The organism is Bartonella sp. AA74HLJMH (assembly GCF_042197045.1).
GTDB lineage: Bacteria > Pseudomonadota > Alphaproteobacteria > Rhizobiales > Rhizobiaceae > Bartonella.
This window is the reverse complement of record NZ_JBHIRJ010000057.1, coordinates 1-2,647: the sequence shown is the minus strand read 5'-3', so window position 1 is coordinate 2,647 and position 2,647 is coordinate 1. Positions and strand designations below refer to the sequence as shown.

Sequence of the window (2,647 nt, the reverse complement as noted above, 5' to 3'; positions counted from 1 at the left end):
TTTTTTGCTAAAACGATAGTTTTAGTTTTTTTATATATATTCTTATTCTGGTTCTTTATAGCTTGATTTTGCTTAGCATTTGCTTCATTTTGCTTGTCATTTGCTTCAGCAAAATTATTAACATGTTGTTTTGTATTATTTTTTGCTTGTGCACCTTTTTTACCAGCCTCACTACGAACTTGCGATATGTGCTCTTTTTTATCAGAAAAATCTTTTAGTTCTTCTTCAACGCGCGTATTCCACAATCCATTATCTGTCTCAACAAGTTTATTATTTCTCATGAGATATTCGACAATAGCTGCAAATTTTTTCTGCGAACAATGACAAACGCGTGCAAGCGTTTGAAAATCTGTTTTAAGTGGTTCTTTTTTTTCATACATGTAAACGAGAAGGGTTATATAAACCCCCCGTTGTTCAGATGTCATTCCATTTGTACCACTTATCCAGTCATACAAATGGAATCTTATCCATGGCATTGCATTAGACATGCGCGCCCCCTTCTTTCATTAAATATAAAATTGCTAAAGCATCTGCTTCGTTGTCGTCTTTAAGCGCATGCCCTTTGGAACATATCGCCCAGCCTGTCTTAGTACCTAGATCAAGACAGAGAATCGTGTTAGTCATTTGCTATTCCATTAAAAATTATTTTTACAAAGCCGTTCAACGGTAATTATTTTCGAAATGGGGGGAAAGAATGTTAACGATATTTGAATACTTTTCTATAATCTCTATCACTGCTACAACTATTCATGCTGGTGTTTCAGTTTGGACAGGATACAGAAAAAACAAACAACGAGCTCTAGGACCTAAATTACAAATTAATTATACAAAAACACTAGCAAACGTACCTTACGATCCAAATGAAAATCCCACATTCAAAGTAGATTTAACCTCCTACAATCCCACAAAACAAGCAATTAAGATAAATAATATTTGGCTAGATCCCAAAAGTCCGTTTCAATTTGTCGAAGCCGTCTATCCCAATCCAAATCCCGGAATTATTAGAGAACCAAGCATCAATATTCCTATAAAACCTAAACACATCAACTTAATGCACCCTAAGTTAAAACCGGAACCAGAGAGCACATTTGATCTATTTAATGTCGAAAGTAAGAATGAACTTACAATTTTACTGACTATTCAAGCTATGCAACCAAATGTAGTAAATCCTATAAACATTATTTTAGAACACACTTCCTCTAACTATCCCAATAAAACACTTAAAGCTTTTTATTGCATTGGCTTTTTTCGTTTTTCAGAGACGCAAAGATTGAATTTTTTGGCTAAGATATCCAAGACAGAACGTGCTCTATATCGTTCCCTCATTCGCGATAAATAAAAAATGAAATAAATAGCTACACACTAAAAACAAGCTGTAAGACCTAAATCTTTAGTTATCTTAATTTCCTTCCTCTATCTATTGTTGTACCAGTGAAAAAATACAATTATATTCAAAACGATAACCGATATGGACAGTAATGATATTGCTAAACCGTAATCCATTTTTATTTCCTTTCTTCATATTGAAGCTGTTTTTGTTCGCACGACTTTTCACTCAAACTGAAACCCTTGACAAAAGAAGGCGTTGAGAGTGTTGCTTTTTCTTCTTCCATCAAACCTTGCAAACGCTCAGGATAGAAAAAATCTTCGGGTCGCAAATCAATGTTGTGTTTACGAGCATAGTTTAAAAGCATCACTTGATATTTAGCCGGAATGATTCCGCCCTTACCCTCGCGTTTTTCAAGAGAATAAGCCCATTTTCTAACCACAATAACATTACGATTAATGATATTTGCAACCTTATGATATCCACCAAGATATGTAATTATAAGTTTAGCTGTTTCTGTATATGCTTTTATCATAGCCAATAAAATACGATATAAGGAACATTTAGTCAATACGATAAACGTATTTTTATGTTTTTTAATATTGTAAGGTTTTTAAAAATGATAAATAACACAAGTATGGTTAAACAAAGAGAGCTAAAAATTTGGATAAAACAAGAACTTGATAAAATGGGCCGTGGCAGTCAAGCAAAACTTGCGGCCCATCTTGGAGTACGCAGACCAGCTATATCTAATATTGTCAATCTTGACCCTAATAAGGAAATGAGAGACGTTAAAGCTGATGAGCTTGTTAAAATTATGGAATTTTTTAAAGATTCTTCACCTGTTTCCGGATTTTGTTCTGATGATTTTCTTTATTTGTATTCTCAAGCAAATGATTCTGAAAAAAAGATTGTCGAGGATCTTTTAAAATCTTTGCTCGCAGCACGAAATCTATAAAAGCTATTCTTTCATTTTCAGTTAATTTATTTAACATTACAGTTAGTTGTTTGTTTCTTTCACAGTCCAACATAAATTCCCCATTTAAATTTTAAGATAATAAATAATTTATGTGGATTATAAATACACAAAAATACGTTTATCGTAATTTTTTTCTTGACATTTAATTACGATAAACGTATTTTATTTTTATAAACCACGCACAAACAATCGCCAAGAGGCGTTAGGGAGGAAAAATTATGGATAAGCCAATTCTTATAAATTCTGATGAAATCTTATTAGTTGTCTATGATGATGATCAAAACATTGGTCGATCGGGACCACTGGATGAAAGCCAAGTTCTAAAAATTATTGACGAGGCA

Annotated in this window: 5 protein-coding genes; 2 read left to right on the top strand and 3 right to left on the bottom strand. The window is 32.9% G+C overall.

Going from position 1 to position 2,647, the window contains the following annotated elements; genetic code table 11:
- Both ACFINH_RS09425 and ACFINH_RS09420 read right to left on the bottom strand, forming a co-directional pair.
- Positions 1-488, bottom strand: a 488-nt coding sequence (locus ACFINH_RS09425) for a YdaU family protein (RefSeq protein ID WP_375632882.1), incomplete at its 3' end; no start/stop codon positions are given.
- Positions 481-624: a hypothetical protein gene (locus ACFINH_RS09420; protein ID WP_375632884.1), complete on the bottom strand. Its 144-nt coding sequence runs from the start codon at positions 622-624 to the stop codon at positions 481-483. The genes ACFINH_RS09425 and ACFINH_RS09420, both read right to left, overlap by 8 nt.
- Before the next feature lie 70 nt (positions 625-694).
- Between ACFINH_RS09420 and ACFINH_RS09415 the strand changes: the two genes are divergently transcribed.
- Positions 695-1,339: a hypothetical protein gene (locus tag ACFINH_RS09415; RefSeq protein ID WP_208438211.1), complete on the top strand. Its 645-nt coding sequence runs from the start codon at positions 695-697 to the stop codon at positions 1,337-1,339.
- 166 nt (positions 1,340-1,505) lie between these two features.
- Here ACFINH_RS09415 and ACFINH_RS09410 read toward each other — a convergent pair whose 3' ends face one another.
- Positions 1,506-1,862, bottom strand: coding sequence for a hypothetical protein (locus ACFINH_RS09410; RefSeq protein ID WP_375632880.1), 357 nt, complete (start codon positions 1,860-1,862; stop codon positions 1,506-1,508).
- A gap of 54 nt (positions 1,863-1,916) precedes the next feature.
- On the opposite strand from ACFINH_RS09410, the gene ACFINH_RS09405 reads away from it, so the two are divergent.
- On the top strand, positions 1,917-2,285 hold the full coding sequence (locus ACFINH_RS09405) for a helix-turn-helix domain-containing protein (RefSeq protein ID WP_375632878.1): 369 nt from the start codon (positions 1,917-1,919) through the stop codon (positions 2,283-2,285).
- Positions 2,286-2,647 lie beyond the last annotated feature (362 nt).